Here is a 21,658-nt window from a genome sequence, read left to right as displayed (position 1 = left end):
ATGAAAACTGCTGTATATGTCCCTGTCTCCAATTCCTAGTTCAATTAGTTTAAAAACGTTTTAAATCTTGTAAAACTGCGGTGGCTGATTGATAGCGATCGCTAAAATGATAGCAAACCATTTTATCTAAAATTGCCGCTAATTCTTCGCTGACTGGCGCTGTTTGTCGCCACATCACATTCCCCGTTTCTGGATCTGGGTGGAGTTCCTGCGGTGGTATCCCAGTTATGGCTTGAATCGCAATCATTCCTAAAGCATAAATGTCACTGCATAAACGGGGATGACCGGCAAATTGTTCTGGAGGTGCATAACCCCGCGTCCCGATGGCTACTGTGGCTAATTCTGTTTGCTCACTACTCGGCGGTTGCATCAATTTGACAGCACCAAAGTCAATCAATACCAGCCGATTATCTCGAGCGCATCTAATAATATTAGTCGGTTTGAGATCGCGATGAATCACTCGATGCTGGTGAACAAATTCTAGAACTTCTAAAACTTGTTTGAGCATTTCCATCACAAATGATTCGTTTTGCACATTTTGTCCAGGTGGTAATTCTTCGCTTAGGGTATGTCCCTCGATATATTGTTGAATTAAATAGAATTCTTGGTTATCTTCAAAATAAGCAAATAGTTCGGGAATCTGATGATGTTTACCCAAAGTTTCTAAAATTTCAGCTTCACTATGAAACAACCTGCGAGCCACTTGCAAAAATCGTGTATCTTGACGAGCTGGCATTAACTTTTTAACGACACAAGTAGGATTACCCGGTCGTTGAGTATCTTGTGCTAAATAAGTCCGACCAAATCCACCAGCACCGAGAGTTTGAAAGATTTTGTAGCGTCCACTCAAAAGCAAATCATCTGATTTTATTTCTGGTGAATCAATTGGGGGAAGAAAGTCAACAGACGAGTCGGGAAGTGCTGTTTTATCTTCTAAGAGTACATTTAATTGGGCGATCGCTTCTTGTTGTTTTTCAACTTGCAGAATAATCACCTGAGTTTGCCGTTGATTTTGGTAACTAGTATAAATAATTACACAAATACTACTAATAACTAAAGCAAGACCAGAAGGGATTAATGGTACCCATCCGGCTTGCAGAAACAAAGCAATGCAGATTACTACTAAGCCAAGTAAAGTCATCCCTACTACCACTAGCAAAAGCAGTGGATTTTGCCAGCGCCATGCTAAAACACCACCTAATAGCGACCAGCCCCATATCCAAATAAGTTCCACCCAGTCGGGCCAATACCAAATCAAAGGTCGCCCATCCAACACTGTGCTGATGAGTTGACTTGCTATCTGTGCATGAATAAACAGAGCAGGCATTCTGGCTGGTTGATCTGGTAAAGCGCTGTAGGGCGTATAAAAGCCACCTGGGGGGAGATTAGCTGCCGTAGTGCCAATAATTACCAGACGGTCTTTGAATAAACTGGGGTTGACTCGACCGCTAAGAACATCTGTGAGGGTTACTTGGTCGGCGAGGCTGTTGGGGTAACGGTAATTTAATAATATTTGATAGCCATCTGCCTCCAAATGTTGGTAGCCACCGGAATTAGGTTGTAAACGCAAAAATCGGGTTTTACCTAACAGAAAATCTCCTTTTTTAGTGAAATCATATTCAATACCTTGTTTTTCCAGATAATCAATTGCAATTAATGCACCAAATGCAAATGATGTTGTACATTTCTTGTCTGTAGAGTTAGCAAATAATAAAGTACGGCGGAGAATTTGGTCGTTTTCATTGTCAGCAACCACATCGCTAAACCCAACATTATCTATAGGGACATTTGGCGGTGGGGGAATTTCATCTCTACCCAAGCTGCTGAACAAACAGGTAGTGACAATATTATCTTTATTTTGGAGATTAGTCGCCAAATTATTGTCTTCTGGTCGGAAAAGATATAAGCCAACAATTCGCGGTTGATAAGACTCTATTTTCTTTAATAGCTGATTGATTGTTCGATCTGATATGGGCCATTTCTCTCGTTTGAGATCCTTATCAGTAATTTTTACTAGCAAAATCCGCCGATCGGGTGCTTCTGCTTTTTGCGATCGCAACATCTGGTCATAAACTCTTAACTCCCAAGGCTGTAACCATCGAAGTTCCCGAACTCCCCAGATAAAGGCGGTGACTCCTATACTGGTAACAAAAATAACTTGCAGCCAGCTTTTGCTCTTAGAAGTTTCACGGTAATCCTGAACTTTGACAAAAGGGACACGGAGTTTTTCTAATAGTCTACTAATCACGGCGTTGGGGCGGTAGCCTGAATTGGGTAGATGTTGCAGACGCAGAAGTTAATTTTCGGAATCTAGGTTAAAAGCTAGTTAACCTGAGCTTCTATTAATGTAGCAATTTACTTGCTAGTTAGAGACTTTGGCATATTCCTACTTTGAAAGCAAGCTTACGCGCAGCATCAACTAGAGAATAAGACAAGCGCTAATCATCTGTTTGAGATGTTTGAACATCTTCAACAGGACTGGCAATTGGAAAAGAAATCGGATTACTAGATGGGGTTAGTGAATCTAACTGGGGCTGTTCAAGCGATGCTTCAATGCTTGAATCAGCAAAATAGGAGCCAACTATCTTATCATAGTTAGAAGCAACAGCTAAAAAAGCGCCACCCAAAATATAGATAGGTAATGGCAGATTAAATTCTTGCAACCAGTCAAACAGTTCCGCTAACGCAAACAGCACCAAAAAGCAGGCAAGCCAAACCTTCATATTCTTATCCCCTGAATTGAAACAATTCTATTACTAGCTTAAATAGCTTGCATGATAGTTGATGTAATACATAATCATCAACTTACAAGAAAGCAGAGGGGCACAGGGGCAGAGGATAAAAGTGATTTTCGGTAAAGCCCCGCCCCTTGTAGGCGATCTTCTTCCCCACTGCTTCCCTGCCTCTTCTTGACAACCTCTATAACCTTAGATGGGTGCAGTTAGAGCTATAGCATCTGCTATATTGCATTAGAAAAATCAAAATATATTTAGCTTATGCCAGCAATCGAACAGCCAAAGATTGCACAGTTGGTTCGTGAGACTCGGCAGCGCCTTAAATTTACACAGGTAAAACTGGCAACGATATTAGGGGTTCCCCTCCAGACCATAAATCGATGGAAAAATAGACGGACACAACCTTTACCACTGGCGATGAAACAAATTAAAGAACTACTACGGCAGACAAGAGAACCCGATGGGTCGCTTTTAGCCAAATACTTTTAAAATGAGTGAGAACCTGAAAGCTCAAGAGGTTATTGATTTGCAGCAATATTTGAGCGAACAGCAAGCTGCGCTGCGCGATAGTGAAGCACGTTACCGTTCACTGGCAGAGGCAAGCGCATCAATTGTCTGGAGGGCAGCACCTTGGGGCAACGTTGTTGATGATATTCCAACTTGGCAGGCGTTCACAGGGCAAAGTCCCGAACAATATAAAGGATGGGGTTGGGTTGAAGCACTGCACCCAGAAGATCGTGCCTCGATAGCGAAAATTTGGAAACAGGCATTTCCTACACGCAGTGTTGCAGTTGCTGAGTATCGGGTTCTGCGGCATGACGGCGAATACCGTTATATGAATATACGCGGTGTGCCCATACTCGACGAAACAGGCGAAATCCGCGAATGGGTAGGAATGTGCGTCGATATTACCGAACGCAAGCAGGCTGAGGCCAAACTACGTGAGAGTGAGGCGCGTTTTCGGCTGCTAGCTGAGAATTCAACTGATATTATTTCCCGCCATAGAGTAGATGGAATTATTCTCTACGTTTCACCAGCTTGCTACACAGTGCTGGGATATCAACCAGAAGAATTAGTCGGTCATCCTAGCCATGAGTTAGTTCACCCTGACGATTTGGTAGAGATTGCGAGAAATTACCCAGTCAAGGGCGATTTACCAGATATTTATACAATTACTCACCGTGCGCGTCACCAAGATGGACATTATATCTGGTTAGAAACAACTGTTCGAGCGATTCGCGATCGCCAAACTCAAGAAATTTTAGAGATGCAGGCGTCTTCGCGAAATATTACTAAGCGCAAGCAGGTGGAAGAAGAGCAGCGTTTTCTAGCTGAGGCTACTGGGATTTTGGCTGCATCATTGGACTACGAGACAACCTTAGCAGGTTTAGCGCGTTTGGCTGTGCCGGAAATCGCTGATTGGTGCTTAGTTGATATTATTTATGACAATCAATTAGTCCGTCGGGTTGCAGCAGCTCATGCCAATCCAGGGAAACAAGAATTGATAGAACAGTTACAAAATTATCCCCCTGATTTGGCACAAACAAAAGGTGTTGCTGAGGTAATACGGACAGGCAAATCACAAATTATTCATTTGATTTCCGATCGACAGATCCAAGGGGCAACCCACAACGCCAGTCACTTGAAAATATTGCAAGAATTAAATCCGACATCTGGTATGAGTGTACCGCTAATCCTTCGGGGACGAGTGCTGGGAGTTATGACTTTGGTATCTTCTTCAGGTCGTCGCTACGACACCAAAAGCCTAATGTTAGCCGAGGAGTTGGCTGGTCGGGCGGCGATCGCAGTTGATAATGCCCGACTCTACAGAGAAGCACAACAATCTCAACAGGCGACCTTACACGCAGCATCTCGTACCACCCGTCTGCAAGCGATTACCGCTGCACTTTCAGAATCTCTAACTCCAACACAAGTCGCTGAAGTAATCGTAGAGCAAAGTATGGCAGCTTTGGGAGCTAGTTCCGTTTTTGTAGCACTACTGACTAAAAGCGGCACTGAATTAGAAATTATCCGAACTGTTGGCGATCAACAAGAAATAGTCGATTCATCGCATCGATTCTCGATTAATGCACCCGCGCCACTGGCAGAAGCAGTAAGAACTGAGCAACCTATTTGGCAAGAGTCAACCACAACAAGGGCGGCTCGTTACTCAAATCTGGCTCAGGAATACGCAAAGTCCGACTACGGCGCTTGGATTTCGATTCCATTGATCGTTGAGGGACGAGCCATAGGTGGAATGTCTCTAGCTTTTAGCGAAATTCAGAATTTTAATCAAGACGATCGAGCCTTTATGCTGTCACTAGCACAGCAGTGCGCTCAAGCGATGGAACGTGCCCGCCTATACGAGGCAGAGCAAATTGCCCGGAAGGCAGCAGAAAACGCTAACCGGATAAAAGACGAGTTTCTGGCAGTACTTTCTCATGAATTGCGATCGCCACTCAACCCAATTTTAGGTTGGTCAAAGCTACTCCAAACCAAAAAACTCGATCAAAAGGCAATTCCTCAAGCACTAAAGACTATTGAGCGAAATGCGAAGTTACAGGCTCAATTGATTGAAGATTTACTGGATATCTCCCGGATTTTACAAGGTAAAATCAGCTTGAATATCTACCCAGTCGATCTGGCATCTGTGAGTTCGGCAGCAATGGAGACAGTGCGGCTATCGGCAGAAGCTAAATCAATTGAGATGCACATTAGCCTGGAACCCAATTTGGGACAAGTTTTAGGAGACTCCAACCGATTGCAGCAAATCGTTTGGAACCTGCTCTCAAATGCAGTTAAGTTTACACCAGAGGGCGGACGGGTTGATATTCGACTATTTTCATGTTCTAAGTCAAATTCCAACTCAGCAATCATTCAAGTCAGCGACACAGGGAAAGGCATCGACCCCAATTTTCTGCCTTACGTGTTTGAATATTTTCGCCAAGAGAACAGCAGCACCACCAGAAAATTTGGTGGATTGGGGTTAGGATTAGCGATCGTCCGTCACTTAGTCGAACTGCATGGCGGGACAGTCCAGGTAGAAAGTGAGGGCGAAGATCGGGGGGCAACTTTTACTGTAAGACTACCGTTAATCCAAAATCAATTAGAGATTAAACAAGACACTAACGACTCAGAGCCATCCTCAAATTTGAATGGTGTGAAAATTTTAGTAGTGGATGATGATACAGATACGCGAGAATTTATTGTCTTCTTACTAGAGCAATATGGGGCAAATGTGACAGCAGTAACATCAGCCAATGAAGCTATAGCGACTTTAGCCCAGTCCTTGCCAGATATACTTTTAAGCGATATTGGGATGCCAGACGTGGATGGATGTATGTTCGTGCGACAGTTGAGAACACTGCCACCAGAGCAGGGGGGGCAAATTCGAGCGATCGCACTTACGGCCTATGCTGGAGAAATTAATGCCCAACAGGTACTAAAAGCCGGATTTAACAAGCATATTGCCAAACCAGTAGAGCCAAGCGAGTTAGTAAATGCGATCGCCAACTTAATCGCTGAATAAACCTGCCTACTACCTGTTCACCGTTACTTGATACGTTGAGGTGTGATTTTCATCACTGGAACATTTTAGTTAAAACTAATTGTCAATCCCAAATCATATCTGTAAAAAGATTTGCGATCGCTTGTTCCTTCCTGGGTTTTTACTTAACCAGACAATAGGCTTAACAAGTTAGTTGAGCAACTTGTTAAGCCCCTTGTTAAAGTTAGGCAAACTTCCGCTACAGTGTAATAGCTAGCCAAGTTAATAGCTGAATAAACCTACCTCTACCTGTTTACCGTTACTTGATAGTCTCAGAAACGATCGCTTTATATACTAGATCGGGAAGAATCCCTTGTTTAATATCTATCTTACGCGAGATGACTTTTCCATCAAAATAAAAATCAGCAACGCGCTGCTGTTCGGCAATGATGCACTTGAACCATCGTGATAAATAACCAGCGAAATAAGGCTTAATGCGCTGGAGCCAAAAGGCAAAGGACAAGGGGGCTGACAATTCCCCGCTTTGATCAGCAAGCACTCCCAATAAACCCGGTGGATAGCATCATTCTAAAGGTTCTAACAATGGTTATTCGGAACCAAGTAACCTCTCGTATGCTCTCAGTAAGGTCGATAACTGAGCAGGTGCTAACCGTATGCAACAAGAGGAAAGATTGAGTCAGAAGCGAATGCCTTGCTGCAATGGCAAGGATATGCTGACGGATTTACGGTGATTTGGAATGTAAAGTTATGAGTAGCAATGCAAAAGTCTAATACACGATTAATTGCTCCTAAACCAACTAAAAACGGTTTTCTTTCCCTAAAGATTTGCCCAAAAAGGAAGGTTTTTAGTAATAAATCGATGGAAGGCTCTTAAGGTGGAGAGAAAAATAACCAATGCTCTAAGAATATTGCGTGATAACAGGTAGCTGATCGTTGAGTACCCAATCCCCGATCGCTCGCAATTTGTAGTCCACAGGATCGTGCAGGGTAAAGGTTCGCAAATCTCGCCAGTAACGCTCAAATCCATATTTGGTTGCAGTGGCGCGGGTTTCCGTAACTTCAAAGATGCGGTTGGTAATATCTATACCTACACGGGTCGCTAATGCTTTGGCTGCGGAAACTGCGTTAGCGAAGCTCGCCGCAGGCATCGCAACTTCTCCCCTTTCTTGATAAGTGAGGTCTACATCCTTGTCCCATGCTGCTTGCACCTTTTCGGCTGCTTGGTCGGCTAGAGCGATCGCAGCTTGAATTTCAATCCAAAAGTCTCCGTAATGATGCAGAATATATGGGTCTTGAGTAGCACTATCTACTCCTGATCTAATCCACGGTTTAGTAGTAGTTTTAGTGTACTCACGAGCGGCGGCGAAGGCTCCTTTAGTAATTCCTAGATAAACGTTGGTTTTTGTTAGCTGGGCAATAATACCAAGAAAAGTTGAGAAGGCACTACCAGGAGGATTTGGTGGCCCCAAAATCTCATCTTTTTCTACTAGGACATTATTAAATGTATAACTACTGCTATCAGTGCGACGTTGCCCAACGTTGTCCCAATCTTGATTGGAAACTAACCCTTTCCTTTCTTTGGGAATTATGAATATGAAGGGCAATTCTACGCCATCTTCCAAAGCGGAGAATACCCGATAATCTGCAATAGAAATACCTGTACCAAAGCTTTTAACACCATTAACCCGAAAGTTCTCACCTTCTAGATTAATTTTCAGCCTAGTATCCTTTGTATTGATGGCATTTGCCCAAAATAAGTTATTTTTAGCAGTTTCTCTATAATATTTTTCCTTTTGGGCTAGAGTGCCGGAAACGTGACCCAAAGCCGTCAAATTGAGATGATTACCATACAACTGGCCAATTGAACCATCTGCTTTTGATAGCTTTCTGACAATTTTTAAGGCATCAATCCAAGTTGCGCCAATGCCACCATATTGCTTAGGTACAATTAGTGGTAGCAAGCCAGTTTCACGCAGTCTATTAATTTCCTCTTCTGGAACTCCGGCTTTGGCATCCCGTTCAACTGCGAATTGGGCAAGTTCCTTGGATAGAGAAGCTGCTAGGTCAATGTAATCTTTTGGTTTTGTAATATCTAGCACCATAATCAAACCGTCCTTATAATTCGTAATTAGACAAATACAGAAAAATGCTTATGAATACAACCAGTTTCTAATGTGTTGCTTTGTGAAAGTGAAACCAGACATACTTGGATAATTCGCTATTAAACGCAGAATTTAGGAGAAATGCAGGGTGGATTTTGCCCACCCTACAAATGAACAGAGGAAATGGAACATGGAACGTTGTAAAAAATTGTCATTAGTCATTAGTCCTTTATCCTTTGCAAATGACCAATGACCAATGACTAATGACTAATGACTAATGACTAATGACAGATATTCGTTTGCGGCTTTCTCAACACCTGTACCTTTGAAGAAGTCTTGATTAAGACTGGTGTACAACTCCAAAGGATGGATGGATTGAGCAGATTTAGTTTGGACTTGGCTACATCCTGTAGTTAGTAGCAGTAAGACACAAGCCACTGAAGTTGATAATCTGGAAGTAAATTTATTTTTACTGATAGAACCTGTTCCTACTGTTAACAACAGCATGATGACTATTTTCTTTGCCGCACTATTTCATCTGCTTCAAAATTTGGAATGTTTGATCCGTTTTGGCTGTTGAAGTGCGTTTATGTCCCCAACCGATTTTTTCCCGATAACTACCCAGTAGCCCAACTTCTGCCAATTCTGCCTCGTTGACTGAAGCCGTCACATCGCTTTCTGGTGCTACATAAAGAGCATCAACTGGACAATACAATTCGCACATATAACAGGTTTGGCAGTCACTCTGGCGGGCAATGGTTGGCGGTGCATCGGGTACTCTGTCAAACACGTTGGTTGGACAAATGTTCACGCAGATATTACATTTTATGCACCGCGACTCGCTGACCAACTCAATCACATTAACGCTCCTATTTTGGATTGTGACTTTTTGTACTCTGTAAAGGCTGACTCTTTACCCAGACTCGATCTAATCCGCCACCAATCAGGTGATGTTGCTGGTTAGCATCAACTTCTGGATAGTCTAAATGTTTGTGCATACCACGAGTTTCTTTACGTTCAATAGCACTGCTGTACATCCATCGTGCTGTGGCTACCATTGCCGCAGCTTCTCGCGCCCTGGGAAGCTCTTTCTCTGATGTTACCTGGCTACTGCGAAGTTCTTGCCAAAGACGATTTAACCTACCCAAAGACTCGGTTAAGCCTTGTTCTGTGCGGAAATAGTTCTTTTCGTAAGGGAATACTTCGGCTTGGACTGCCTGAATTACTTCATCAGTTGCTAAGGAGCGATCGCTTCCACTCTGTAACCCTACCTCTCCAACTCCCTTAACATAGCATTGAGTTTTGTATTCCCCCAAACTGCGGGTGTATTCTACAGCCGATTTCCCCGACCAATAGCCAGAAGATATTGCCCAAGCTGCATTATGACTACCACCGCCAGTAAATCCGCCACAAATTAGTTCGCGTGTGGCGGCATCTCCAGCCGCGTAAAGTCCCCGCACAGAACTGGCACAACTCTCATCTACAATCCGAATTCCCCCCGTACCGCGCACAGTTCCTTCTAGGCGCAAGGTGACAGGGAAACGTTGAGTAAATGGATCGATACCTGCACGGTCAAAGGGTAAAAAGAAGTTGGGCTGTGCTAAACGCATAGATGCCCGCATCGATTCTGCCGCTTTGTCTATGATGGCGTAAACTGGCTGTTGCAGTAATGTCTGGGCAATTACTGACCGTCTATGAGAACTTGCTCCCGGAATCACAGTACCGTCTTCGTAGGTAAAAGTTGCCCAATTATAAAACAGGGTTTTGGTGACTGAAGAAAAGGCGGGAGAGATGCCGTAAGCATTAGAAAATTCCATACCCGACATCTCGGCTCCTGCTTCTGCCGCCATCAGATAACCATTTCCTGTCAGGACGTTGCATCCTAACGCTTTGCTGAGAAATGCACAGCCACCTGTTGCGATAATTGTGGACTGCGATGTCTGGCGACAAGCCGCTTCGCGTCTACGCACTATCCATTTCTCACCAGTCTGACGGTTCACACCTGTTGCACCAGCAACAGCACCATCGTCATCTACCAGTAATTCTAAGGCGGGGCTGTTGTCTAAAATCTTGACTCCAGCACGTTGAATTTGCCGTCGCATCAGCCGCATATACTCCGGCCCTTGCAGCGATCGCCGATAGGGTTTACCTTCATCGTCGGTAGGGAAGGGATAACCCCACTCTGCTAACTGATTAACGTTGATATAGGTCTGATTCAGTACTCGATCCATCCAATTGCGATCGGCTAAAAACCCACCCAACGATTCCCGACTGGCCTTTGCTGTTTCCCGTGCTTCTGGATCGGGCGGCACATACCACACACCATTACCAGATGCAGCAGCGCATCCAGTTGTGCCGCAATACCCTTTATCTACAAGGATTGCCCTAGCTCCACTTGATGCAGCACTCCATGCCGCCCAAGTTCCAGCTGGCCCACCTCCAATTACAAGCACATCTGCTTCTAAGTCGAGTTCAAAATCGGTTGTTAACGTCTTCAGCATCTACCATTTTCCCCCATCGATAAAGTCTTAAGCATCAAGTCTTTGCCCCATCGATGCTGCAAGATAAAAATCTAGAAATTGCGATCCCTTAATACAGGTTCTCACTAGCTCGATCCTAATTAAAATACTTTATCTTTATCGACAAACCGTAGTTAAAGCATAATAGAAAGTCTTTCACAGTTTTCGACAAAAAGCAAGCATTTTACCAAACAACTTCAAACGTAAATTTATGTAAAATCAACGGTGTTATTTTTCTCAATAACTTGCTTTTTATCGTCTTTTGTGGTCAGTACAATTTTTGTTCATAAGATACTAAATTTCGATAAATTTGCAGTATTTTAATAAATTTTTCTAAACGGTTTTGTCTGGATAGTAGAGACGCGAAATTGGATTGGGCTTTGTCTTGCTAACGTGTCTCTTTGTGGGTTAAGGGCGATCGCTCCCTTAAGACTCAAGAATCCCCGGACTTTTAATTAAACAAATGTAAGCGAAGTTTAATTCAGTCCGGGGAGTGTTAAAGGTTAAAACCTAAAGACAGTACGAACCCAAGCAAATAAACTATCAGGATTGCTGGAATCTGAGTTCGGTGCAGTAATCCAGATCAAACCCGGCGTCACCTCAATATGATCTCCGATTTTATATTGGTAGAATGCCTCAACGTGCAGGGAAGTATCTTTGTCCGCTTGTCCTGGACCTTCTCCCAGATCTACATTCTTACTAAGACTGATGAGTTTTGGTTCCATACCAACTAAAACCCCCCCTAGAGCACCTTCACTAAAAAGATCCGGGAATGCCAGTCCTACGGCCCAATCCATAGCTTCGCCATCTCCGCGTCCTAAATAGCGGTGTACCCCATAACTTACCCACGCATTGATTGCCAACTTGGAATTAACTTGATAGAACGCCTGTAGACCATAAAGGTTGCCTAGAGTTGCTACTCCATCCACGGTGCTGTTTACCAAGTTACTCCCGACTGCTGGACCGAAATTTGTCCCACTAAAACCTAGTGTCCTTGGTGGGCTATAGGTATTGACGTAAGTTGCAGCTACCCGAAAATTCCTATTACCGGAGTAGTATATTAACTGTGCTAAAGCTAAATATCTGCCTGTAAATAAGCCGTTATTAGTTGTGGGATTACCACCATTTGGTGCGCTGTACGCTATCCCGAATTGAACCTGTTTGCCTAATCCCTGGAGTATGGCAATTCCGGGGCCGGTATCTCCATAGTTATAGACCAAAGACCGCCGTGAAAATCGTGAAATCCCATTAGCACCAGTCACAGAAGACGATTCAAAATATGGGTTAATCGGACCAGAAAGACCTATCTCACTAGCTCCGTCAGACAAGGGATAAATGTTGACTTGGGTATTTGGAAAAGGTAGAAACCGATAGCGAACACCACTAAGAATAATAGTATTGCGTGCAAAAGTAATACTGGAGTTATCAGCAGTTCTCCCCTCATAAGTTCCCAATAATCCAGCTCTTGTTTGTCCCAGTGATTCAATATTTCCAGCTCCTATTGTTATATTTAGTGAATCTTTACCGTTAAAACTGGTGTTTAACCGTAAAGAAGTTGAGCCTTGAAGTGTGGCATTGTGAGGTACTGGTCTCTTAGTGACGACATTATTACCCGCCAGAACTTCGCCTAAAACAATCTGAGATCGACCTATAAGTTTGGTTGTGGTCGTAAACTGAGTTGATTCTAACTTCGCAGATCGTGCTTCCAAGCTATCTACACGTCCCCGAAGTTGGGCGAGTTCTGGAGAAAATTGTTCTTGTAGTTTTTTGATGGTATCCAAGTCTTCGCGTTTGACTAAATCTGTTGTCGAAGTCGCTATTAGTTCATTGAGGCGATCTAAAGCTGCATTCAACCCAGCTGCAAATTCATAGCGCGTTAAGGAGCGATCGCCTTTAAATGTACCATCTGTATATCCTGCAATTACACCGTAGCGCTCAACTAGAGACTGTAATGCTTGAAATGCCCAATCTGTCGGCTTAATATCTGATAGTTGCGAGACGGATGTCACTTGTCCTGCTGCATTATTTGGAGCTTTTTTATTAGCTGGCGGTGCAACTTGCAACAATTGTGAGACAGGTGTCACTCGATCTCGGAGCTCGTTTGGAGCTTTTTTACGAGTAACTGGTGCAATTGAAGTGTCTACTGTTTGATTGACAACTGCTTCTGGAGCTTTGTTTTGTTCTACTTCAGTCGGAGATACATCAGATTTAGGTAGTTCAGCCTGACTTTTGGCTGGATAAAAAACCAGGATAGCTAGAATATCTAGCAACAAAACCAGGAACACTATGGATCTATAATTCCAGCGAAAATTCGACATGACTCCTTAACTCCTCAACCTTGAAGATGAATAAATTAGCTTTTAATTAAACAGAAAAACCATTAAACATCCTCGCTTTAATATTTTTTAAACGATTAAAACACAGATTTAACAAAGGTTTTGCTGCTGATAAAATCACAAGCTTCTAATAAATATCGAATTCAGTACTAAGTCGTTGAATGTACAATCCAAAATTTGCAGAAAACTAGAGTTCTAACGCTTGAAAGAATCTTATAAACGTCTTGAATGAGACAGCCACTGCCTTAGTAAAGACTTCTATCTTTTAATGGAAAGTCAACCACACGCTATGTAAACTGATACTTCTGAGACATCCTAATGCCGTTTTTTTTGGTTATGCTGTACAAAGTTTATCAATGGCTACTGACATTCACTAAAGCTTGATTTTGATGCAAGTGATTATTTGCCAATTAACATTAATTGAAAACACTATTTTGTAATCAACTATATTTTGACAGCATCAATTGTTATTTTAATACGATAGCTCTATCGGTTTACCGTATTTTTGTAAAATTATCTTTGCATAGAGCTTGGTACAATGCAAGACCTAGTACTTTTCCATGAGGCGAAAATATGTGAAAATTCTTGGCTAAGTCAATTCCAGCAACTGCGAACGCCGGAAATAGTCATATCATGTCCGGGTAAAGACTTATCATTTAGACCGCAGGGGGCAGGGAGCAGGGGGAAAGAGGCTTTTGGGATTTTTGCACAGATGCGGTAATCATAAGTGATTAACCGGACTTGATATCAGTCGGTAAAAACGAATAGACCTCTTATACAAATGCAAAATTCGCTTACCCTGTGGGATCTTCCTACATCCCCCAACCCCTTCTCCCAAAATTGGGAGAAGGGAAACCAATTTTAAAATCCCTCTCCCAAGCTGGGGATTTAGAGCCAGGGCTTTTTAGGATCTTCTAAATTATCTAGTTTGTCAAAATTACTCGTTGAGTTAGAGGATTTGCGATCAAAACCACCTACCTCTGCCAAAGTATAGAGGGGCCTGGCTTTAACTTCTTCGTAGATGCGCCCTATATACTCGCCTAAGATGCCAACACTGACTAACTGCACAGATCCGAGGAAGAAAATTGCCATCAAAATAATCGTAAACCCGGTTAAAGGGGAATGGGGGACAAAAAGACGCCAATACAAAACTAATAAAGCCATGAAGATGGCCGCCGCCGCTGCTAATAACCCTAAGTAAGTTGATAACCGCAGTGGCACTATTGAAAAGGACACTAGACCATTGATGGCAAGGGCTAAGGATTTCCTAAAAGTGTATTTAACTTCCCCAGCAAAGCGGGGGTTACGCTCAAACCGAATTGCTGTTTGCTGAAAGCCAACCCAAGAACGCAGACCACGAATATAGCGGGTACGTTCTGGCATAGAATTGAGAATATCTACGATCTGCCGATCCATTAGACAAAAATCACCAGTATCAGTAGGAATCTCTACATCTGCAAGCTTTTTGAGGATGCGATAAAAGAAATAGGCAGTAAAACGTTTAAACCATCCTTCTTTAAGGCGTTGAGTGCGTTGAGCGTAGACGACCTGATAGCCCTGTCGCCATTTTTCAACCATATCGGGGATTAGTTCTGGTGGATCTTGTAAGTCAGCATCAAGGATGACGATAACTTGACCCCGGACAAAATTCAGACCAGCAGTAACTGCAATTTGATGACCAAAGTTACGAGCAAAGCTCAGATAGCAAATGCGTGGGTCTTTTTGATGAAGCTCTCGCAGTAATTGTAGGGAGCGATCGCGGCTACCATCATTGATTAAAATTAATTCGACAAGTCCATCCATCCGATTCATTACTGCACTCAGTCTGCGGTATAGTTCTGGAATAATTTCTTCTTCGTTATAAATTGGAACAATGAATGAATACTTTGGTAGCATCTAGAAATATGGTTTAATTTTTGAACAGCCAAGCTAACAGACTGCTTGCGATCGTAAAGGTTTGGTTGTCAGTATACCTAGCAAGACTCAAGTCAGATTTCCATAATTTATTTATTCTTCGGATTTTATGTTATCTGAAGAGTCTGATTTTTTAAGCTTTTCTACAGCTTTTTTGGGAAAAGTCAGACGATGGCGATACCAGGTAGACCCTGCTATCAGCGTTCCAGTTAAACCTAATGCAAGTATTAGCGGCAAAAAATCGCCTGTATTCACCGCCTTCAGACCAGAACTACCCAATAATACAAAAGGTAAGACACTAGGAACAGTACCAAGTGTTGTACCGAGAACATAATCTTTAAAACCAATCGAAGTCAGTCCAGCAACAAAGTTGACCAAACCATAGGGCATGATCGGTACTAATCGGATGGCAAACATATAAAAAAGCCCTCCACGACGCACCTCAGCATCCATAGCTTGCCAGCGTCCTGCTAATCGTTTTGCAACTGTTTGGCGTCCAATAGTCCGAGTAAAAACAAAGGCAATTATTGCTGCAATAATAGCTCCAACACTAGTCCAGACAGTACCCAGCCAAGGGCCAAAAATCGCACCTCCAGTCAAATTAAGCACCGTTGAGGGCAAAACTAACATAGTTGCCACAACGTATAAAGCAATATAAATAATAGGTGCCCAGATACCAGAAGATTTCAGCAATGCTTGGATTTGTGTTGGTTCAATGCCACCAATCAGATATACTGCTATACCAGTTGCAATTATGCAACTCAGTGTGAGTAGCAAGATACCAGCTTTCAAGTTCCACACTAGAATACTCCTACTTTTTTTGTAACCCAACCCATCTTTCTTAAACTTCCCTTTTAATTAATTCTTGAAAACTTTGGTTCTGAAAACTAGTACTTTGCCACATTAATTTTGATAAATTCGTAATGGGTGACTCTAGCCCTTATCTAAGCACTAAAGTGCTTACTACGAACTCCATATCTTAGAGAAAATATGTATTACAGCGCTTTTCAAGTAATTGAACTACTCCACTCCCAACTTTCCGTCTCAGTTATGGTCTTGGGATAAGGCAGGAGGCAGAAGGGAAGAGGGTTCTAGCTTAGTTTATCTTTCTTTACATAATTTGGTTTAGTTTACCTTGAAAAATGCTGAAAAGAGTTTAGCCATCAGCGATCGCAACCTTTTTTCCAGTACAGACTAAGAAACTATAAGGTCGCAAGGCTTCTGTCAATGAAACCGAAAGTGAACACTTCCAAGTCGCAAAAATGTGGGTAATTGACACAAAACTTGTATTCTTCACGACAGCCATTGTTGCAACAAAAGTGTCATGATTGTCAGAACTGTCTGTGAAAAAGTCAATTTTGTAAACAGTTATTCTTTATAAATCGTTAATCTATACTGGCGTTTTAAATAATTTCCTGTAAAATTCTGACTATAAACTACGGCAATTCGGTCGAACTACCGTAGAAATTTATCCTTATACCCTGCCTGACACAGATGCAAATTCTTTGGTTTATTCCTACTGGATCTCATGACGGACGCTATTTAGGCACAGATATTGGCTCTCGTATTGTCACACCTGATTATTTGCAGCAAATTGCCCAAGCTGTGGATAGTTTAGGCTATACGGGCGCATTGTTACCCACAGGGAGCTCTTGTGAAGATGCTTGGATCGCTGCCGCCGCTTTCATATCCGTTACCAAGCAGATGAAATTTCTCGTAGCAATTCGCCCAGGAATTACTTCCCCTGGTGCTGCTGCACGAATGGCAGCAACATTTGACCGGATTTCTAAAGGAAGATTGTTGATTAATGTAGTCACAGGTGGAGATCCTGTGCAACTGGCTGGGGATGGCTTGCATCTTAATCATGACGATCGCTACGATCTAACCGACGAATTTCTCACAGTTTGGCGGGGTATCGTCAGCGGGGAAACAGTCGATTTTAAAGGAAACTACCTAGATATTAAAGGTGGTAAACTCCTATTCCCACCAGTTCAAAAACCCTATCCACCTTTGTGGTTTGGTGGTTCATCAGCTGCTGCCAAGCGGGTTGCTGCTAAACATATAGATGTTTACCTGACTTGGGGTGAACCTCCACAGCAAGTTGCTCAAAAGATTGCCGAAGTTAGGCGACTGGCGGCTGAACAAGGTAGAACAGTCCGTTTTGGGATTCGCTTGCATGTAATTGTGCGAGAAACCGAGTCTGCTGCTTGGGATGCTGCCAATGAGCTAATTAAATATGTGGATGAGGATGCGATCGCTAAAGCTCAGAAAGACTTAACTCAATCTGATTCTGAAGGACAGCGGCGCATGAGTCAACTACATAGTGGTAGTCGAGAAACCTTAGAGATTAGTCCCAACCTGTGGACAGGAATTGGATTGGTGCGGGGTGGTGCTGGTACGGCTCTAGTTGGAGATCCCGACACCGTTGCCGCGAGGATGCTGGAATATCGCAATTTAGGCATAGAAACATTCGTTTTCTCTGGATATCCCCATCTAGAAGAAGCTTATCGCACCGCTGAATTATTATTTCCACGCCTACCTTTGCAGAGCGAACCTGCACCTTTAACGTCACCAGTTTTGAGTTCTGTTGGCGAAATCGTTGCCAATGAAAAATTTGCGAAACAACTCACAAGTGCTTCATGACTAATTCGTAATGACGTTCTTTACGAGACGCTATGCGTAGCTTGCTTCTCTGCAAGAGTACGCGGACTCGCTACCGCTAGGCTAACGTAGTTCGTAATTAAAGAGCAAATTACGAATTATGTTACAGCAGTTTGCAACAAGCGTGAGGTACAAAACCGAGGACTCAAAAATTAAATTATTCTTCTCCCTCCAGCATAGCTGCCTCCTGCCTCCTGCCTCAAAACTAGTGACTTTGTACTTCATCCAAACGAAAACTGCTGTAACGAAGCTTCTAGATTCATCCTTTGGAACAATTTAAAATCCAGAATTCGATGACTATTACCTTTAAACACAACAAAAGCAACAATAATATATCTCTGAGCGAGGTGTTAGAAAACCCGCAAATCGAAAAAATAGTTCCCTGGATTGTGCCTGTTTTAGTTCTAGTACTTTGGGAACTTGCTTCCAGAACGGGTTTACTCTCAACCAGAATTTTACCAGCCCCTAGTGGCGTAATCGCTACAGCCATTAAACTAGCCTCCACCGGAGAATTGTTCCAAAATATAGGCATTAGTGCTGGGCGGGCGATATCTGGTTTTATAATTGGAGTTTTGCAAGTGAGTTTAAATTTACAGGGTACACAACTAAGTATTTTGGATTTGACGAAAGTTTTTGGCAAGAAAACTGTTTTAAACTCGCTGAATTTAGAAGTTGAAGCAGGTGAGTTTGTCGCTATTGTCGGACGAAGTGGTTGTGGTAAGAGTACCTTATTACGTCTGGTGTCAGGATTAGATAGAGCAACTTCAGGTGGAATACTACTGGATGGAGAACCACTGCATAGACTCAGCCGCTCCGTAACAGTGATGTTTCAAGACTCACGCTTGCTGCCGTGGAAGCGCGTTGTTCAGAACGTGGGGTTGGGCTTAGAAGGTAATTGGCGTGAAAAAGCTTTGTGGGCACTCAATAAAGTCGGACTTGAAGATCGGGCTGATGAGTGGCCTTATGTTTTGTCTGGTGGACAACGCCAACGGGTATCATTGGCCAGAGCGTTAGTCAGTCAGCCCCGTTTGTTGTTGCTAGATGAACCTTTGGGAGCATTGGATGCTCTAACTCGGTTAGAGATGCAGAGTTTGATTGAAAACTTATGGCAAGAACGAAGATTTACTGCATTTTTGGTTACTCATGATGTGGAAGAAGCTGTGGCGTTGGCAGACAGAGTGATAGTGATTGATAAAGGACAGATTTCTGTAGATTTGCCTGTGAGACTTTCACGCCCGCGAGTTCGAAGTAACGAAGTGTTTATCAATATCAGAGAAACTGTTTTAGAGCGAGTAATGAGCAATGAAAGTAGTCAGCAAACTAATCAATTGTTGCAGTTGAGTAGTTGAGATTTAGCTTTTGCTAGTTGATTAATATAATGCTTGAGGTAGCTGAGGTAAAATAGGCTACTTCGAGAATCAATCTTATTAATATAGTAATCTTATCTGATTTATGAAAAATAATTTTTTATAAAATAGGCGCAGAGCAGATTACCGCAGATATACAGATAATGCATAGAAAAAAAGGATTTTAACGAATGATTTAAGATTGTTATAGCAATACTATCGGAGTTGTAAAAAGCACTTTTATTTTTTAACGTAGACGCAAAACGGCTTGCACAGGATGCCGCAAAAGATGCGTACCCCTGCAAAGAAGCAAGCTACGCATAGCGTCTCGTAGAGAAGAAATAAAAGGAGGAGAAGAGAAAGAGTTTCACAAATGATTTAGAGTTATATTACTAAGTATATTATAGTATTGAAAGATATTGTTAAATGTAATGCTAGCATTTTTTACAGAGTTTTTATCTGTTTGGTATAGGAATCCGATTTAATTTTTGAACAAAATTAAGTTAGCGTTTTGCATATAGCGGTTCCCATTCAGATGCAGTACAAGATTAATTGCGAAGTGTAAGGGCACGGCAGTGCCGTGCCCCTACGGGTGTACCTCACTCAACTGAGAACCGCTATAACGCACTGAATCTTTAAGAATGGTGCGTTACGCTATCGCTAACGCACCCTACGTATCTTTTCAAAAATCAAATAATAGTCCTATATTAGTAAGAAATAACACTTTTTTTGTTAGTAGAACAAAAGCAATGTACAGAAATAGTCCTATAAATATAAAAGAGGTTATCTACCATGAAACTGATATTGCCTGCTCGAGCTCGTTGCTGATATTGAGCCTCATCTATCGCCTGATATAGAGATTGTTAGGGTAGATGTTGAAGGAAATTTAGATGGAGATGCTAGTGTTGCTGAAGTTTATTTCAGTTGGTTTTTATCCAGAAGTTCGACGCTGCATGAAATACTAGAAGCAGCACCTGCACTGCGTTGGCATCATGCACCAAATGCAGGGGTGAATCACATCCTAACACCAACTTATTTGCAAAGAGATATTATTCTTACAAATGGGGCTGGAGTGCATGGAATTCCGATCGCAGAATTTGTCATTACTTATATACTGGCTCATGCCAAGCATCTACAGGAATTATATGCTTTACAGGCTGAACGTCACTGGAAAAGAGGCTTTGCCATCCAAGAGTTGACAGATGCGACCTTGCTAATTATTGGCGCTGGTGGTATTGGTCAAGAAATTGCCGCCCGTGCTAAACCTTTCGGCTTAAGAATTATTGGCAGTCGCCGTCATCCCCAAGAGCTACCAAATTTTGATAAAGTAGTAGGTGCTGATGAATGGCGTAGTTTACCGCCGTAGGCATCGCTCCTACCAGAAGTCGATTATGTAGTTATTGCAACACCCCTAACTCCTGAAACCAAAGAACTTATTGATGAATCTGTATTGTGATCGCTCCCAAATCATGCCTACCTAATTAATATTGCTCGTGGTGGCGTAATCGATGAATCGGCATTAATCAAAGCGCTCACAGAAGGTTGGATTGCAGGTGCAGCATTAGACACAGTTAACTCCGAACCGTTACCACCAGAAAGTCCTTTGTGGTCACTTCCTAACATCTTTATCACACCTCATACTTCCGGCCATTCACCCAAGAGCAAACAGCGTTCAATAGCGCTATTTATCGACAATCTAAAGCGTTACCAAGCTGGTAAACCATTACGAAATGTAGTAGATAAAAAAGCAGGATATTAGAACTGGGGATTGGGGATTAGTTTTCCTAATATGTAATACCCAGTCCCTTTAAAAATCCAAAATGGAATCAGGGAGTAATAAATGGTGAAACTAATTTTAGCCGATCATCTTATTGCAGATATAGAGCCACATCTACCATCTAATATAGATGTCGTGGAGGTGGATAGTGAAGGTAATCTTGATGGTGATGCCAGGATACTGAGCAATTCAAAATTCTAAAAAATTAATTATTGCTCCTATAACGATGCGATCGCACGTAAATATTGAGGCAGTACGATATGTGCAAAGGGATTTGGGCAATCTCATAACCCAAAAATCCACAAGCCAGTCTTAAAGGGAGTGAGCTATTGCCAGCAATGTAGTCCAGAAGCTTCAATTAAAAGCATTTGCCTCGTTATGTCGCTTGAATAAACATAAATGATAGAGTATATAGCGATCGCTATGGGAAAAATGTAAATAAGATATGGCTGACCAAAAAGATAAAGCTCAAGAAAAAAACCGCCTTGAACAGCTTCAAGAAGAAGAAGGCAACACAGATTCTAAACACTCAGGGGGTGCTGGCGCTTCTGGCGGCAACTCAGGTGCAGGCAAATCTGGCACATCAAAAATTTCTGCCACTGGTACACCTGATGATATCGAAAAAATTGATCGGGAGTAAAGCTGACCCCGATAACGAGTCAAGGTTTAACTACCTCGGCTCTAATTAGTAACTCAACTCAACAAAGTCCTAATTGTTTTAAGGGAAATGAGCATTGAGTATGGGGGAAGATTCCTTTCT

The 21,658-nt window shown here is 42.5% G+C and carries 18 protein-coding genes and 1 pseudogene; 8 read left to right on the top strand and 11 right to left on the bottom strand.

Going from position 1 to position 21,658, the window contains the following annotated elements; translation table 11 throughout:
• Positions 1-49 precede the first annotated feature (49 nt).
• Together V7K41_RS10160 and V7K41_RS10155 are read right to left on the bottom strand one after the other, a co-directional pair.
• Positions 50-2,248, bottom strand: a complete 2,199-nt coding sequence (locus tag V7K41_RS10160; protein WP_334847727.1) for a CHASE2 domain-containing protein — start codon at positions 2,246-2,248, stop codon at positions 50-52.
• A 190-nt stretch (positions 2,249-2,438) separates the two neighbouring features.
• On the bottom strand, positions 2,439-2,723 hold the full coding sequence (locus tag V7K41_RS10155) for a hypothetical protein (RefSeq protein ID WP_334847726.1): 285 nt from the start codon (positions 2,721-2,723) through the stop codon (positions 2,439-2,441).
• Positions 2,724-2,996: 273 nt separating this feature from the next.
• Between V7K41_RS10155 and V7K41_RS10150 the strand changes: the two genes are divergently transcribed.
• A complete protein-coding gene (locus V7K41_RS10150; protein ID WP_334847724.1) occupies positions 2,997-3,224 on the top strand; it encodes a helix-turn-helix domain-containing protein in 228 nt (75 codons plus the stop codon).
• A gap of 1 nt (position 3,225) precedes the next feature.
• The gene (locus tag V7K41_RS10145) at positions 3,226-6,264 is read left to right on the top strand and encodes a hybrid sensor histidine kinase/response regulator (RefSeq protein ID WP_334847722.1); all 3,039 of its coding nucleotides are present in this window, start codon (positions 3,226-3,228) and stop codon (positions 6,262-6,264) included.
• Positions 6,265-6,541: 277 nt separating this feature from the next.
• On the opposite strand, the gene V7K41_RS10140 is transcribed toward V7K41_RS10145, so the two are convergent.
• From V7K41_RS10140 to V7K41_RS10115, 6 genes are all read right to left on the bottom strand, one after another.
• Positions 6,542-6,781, bottom strand: coding sequence for a hypothetical protein (locus tag V7K41_RS10140; RefSeq protein ID WP_334847720.1), 240 nt, complete (start codon positions 6,779-6,781; stop codon positions 6,542-6,544).
• A gap of 361 nt (positions 6,782-7,142) precedes the next feature.
• A complete protein-coding gene (locus V7K41_RS10135) occupies positions 7,143-8,345 on the bottom strand; it encodes an acyl-CoA dehydrogenase family protein (protein WP_334847718.1) in 1,203 nt (400 codons plus the stop codon).
• Between the two features lie 267 nt (positions 8,346-8,612).
• Complete coding sequence (locus tag V7K41_RS10130) at positions 8,613-8,852, bottom strand: hypothetical protein (RefSeq protein WP_334847716.1); 240 nt, start codon at positions 8,850-8,852, stop codon at positions 8,613-8,615.
• A gap of 22 nt (positions 8,853-8,874) precedes the next feature.
• Entirely contained in the window at positions 8,875-9,204 is a 330-nt protein-coding gene (locus V7K41_RS10125) for a ferredoxin family protein (protein WP_334847714.1), read from the bottom strand.
• 10 nt (positions 9,205-9,214) lie between these two features.
• The gene (locus V7K41_RS10120; RefSeq protein ID WP_334847712.1) at positions 9,215-10,846 is read right to left on the bottom strand and encodes an FAD-binding protein; all 1,632 of its coding nucleotides are present in this window, start codon (positions 10,844-10,846) and stop codon (positions 9,215-9,217) included.
• A 521-nt stretch (positions 10,847-11,367) separates the two neighbouring features.
• Positions 11,368-13,182 carry an iron uptake porin gene (locus V7K41_RS10115; RefSeq protein ID WP_334847711.1) on the bottom strand — a complete coding sequence of 605 codons (1,815 nt, stop codon included), beginning with the start codon at positions 13,180-13,182 and terminating at the stop codon, positions 11,368-11,370.
• Between the two features lie 556 nt (positions 13,183-13,738).
• On the opposite strand from V7K41_RS10115, the gene V7K41_RS10110 reads away from it, so the two are divergent.
• Positions 13,739-13,921 (top strand): hypothetical protein, encoded by a 183-nt coding sequence (locus tag V7K41_RS10110; protein ID WP_334847709.1) that lies wholly within the window; start codon positions 13,739-13,741, stop codon positions 13,919-13,921.
• A gap of 167 nt (positions 13,922-14,088) precedes the next feature.
• Here the strand turns inward: V7K41_RS10110 and V7K41_RS10105 are convergent, their stop codons facing one another.
• From V7K41_RS10105 to V7K41_RS10095, 3 genes are all read right to left on the bottom strand, one after another.
• On the bottom strand, positions 14,089-15,096 hold the full coding sequence (locus V7K41_RS10105; RefSeq protein WP_334847707.1) for a glycosyltransferase family 2 protein: 1,008 nt from the start codon (positions 15,094-15,096) through the stop codon (positions 14,089-14,091).
• 111 nt (positions 15,097-15,207) lie between these two features.
• Positions 15,208-15,915: a TVP38/TMEM64 family protein gene (locus V7K41_RS10100; protein WP_334847705.1), complete on the bottom strand. Its 708-nt coding sequence runs from the start codon at positions 15,913-15,915 to the stop codon at positions 15,208-15,210.
• Between the two features lie 355 nt (positions 15,916-16,270).
• Positions 16,271-16,420, bottom strand: coding sequence for a hypothetical protein (locus V7K41_RS10095; protein ID WP_334847703.1), 150 nt, complete (start codon positions 16,418-16,420; stop codon positions 16,271-16,273).
• Between the two features lie 188 nt (positions 16,421-16,608).
• On the opposite strand from V7K41_RS10095, the gene ssuD reads away from it, so the two are divergent.
• The 5 genes and pseudogenes from ssuD (at position 16,609) to V7K41_RS10070 (ending at position 21,538) form a co-directional block, all read left to right on the top strand.
• Positions 16,609-17,757: an FMNH2-dependent alkanesulfonate monooxygenase gene (gene ssuD / locus V7K41_RS10090; protein WP_334847701.1), complete on the top strand. Its 1,149-nt coding sequence runs from the start codon at positions 16,609-16,611 to the stop codon at positions 17,755-17,757.
• 596 nt (positions 17,758-18,353) lie between these two features.
• Positions 18,354-19,124 carry an ATP-binding cassette domain-containing protein gene (locus tag V7K41_RS10085; protein ID WP_334847737.1) on the top strand — a complete coding sequence of 257 codons (771 nt, stop codon included), beginning with the start codon at positions 18,354-18,356 and terminating at the stop codon, positions 19,122-19,124.
• A gap of 789 nt (positions 19,125-19,913) precedes the next feature.
• A pseudogene (locus tag V7K41_RS10080) lies at positions 19,914-20,880 on the top strand (D-2-hydroxyacid dehydrogenase).
• An 81-nt stretch (positions 20,881-20,961) separates the two neighbouring features.
• The gene (locus V7K41_RS10075) at positions 20,962-21,099 is read left to right on the top strand and encodes a hypothetical protein (RefSeq protein ID WP_334847700.1); all 138 of its coding nucleotides are present in this window, start codon (positions 20,962-20,964) and stop codon (positions 21,097-21,099) included.
• A 244-nt stretch (positions 21,100-21,343) separates the two neighbouring features.
• A complete protein-coding gene (locus tag V7K41_RS10070) occupies positions 21,344-21,538 on the top strand; it encodes a hypothetical protein (RefSeq protein ID WP_334847698.1) in 195 nt (64 codons plus the stop codon).
• The last annotated feature ends 120 nt before the right edge of the window (positions 21,539-21,658 follow it).

Origin of the sequence: Nostoc sp. (assembly GCF_036917415.1) — a bacterium.
In the GTDB taxonomy this organism is placed as follows: Bacteria; Cyanobacteriota; Cyanobacteriia; order Cyanobacteriales; family Nostocaceae; genus Nostoc.
This window is presented reverse-complemented; position numbering and strand designations above follow the sequence as displayed.